We start from the raw sequence: 219 nt of genomic DNA on the forward strand, positions 1-219 counted from the left end.
TTCAGGCGTGTCCCTGGTTCCTCAAGTCTCGCAATTTTTTTAAGTAGGCGTTTTCCGCTTCCAGCCGCTCAACCTGGCGGCGAAGCTTTTCCTCTTCCGTGAGGCGTTTCGGCGCAGCCGATCCTTTGGGCCTGCCCTTCGGCTTCGGGCGCAGAGCCTCGTCGCCGCCTCTGCGCCACTTAGCCACCCAGTCCTTGACGAGGTGGTCGGATGAAAGAT

The 219-nt window shown here is 59.8% G+C and carries 1 pseudogene; it reads right to left on the minus strand.

Annotated elements, in window-relative coordinates:
• Nucleotides 1–219, minus strand: a pseudogene (locus QP324_RS12285) (IS3 family transposase); the annotation flags it as partial.

The organism is Corynebacterium sp. UMB0012, from assembly GCF_030216265.1.
GTDB lineage: Bacteria > Actinomycetota > Actinomycetes > Mycobacteriales > Mycobacteriaceae > Corynebacterium.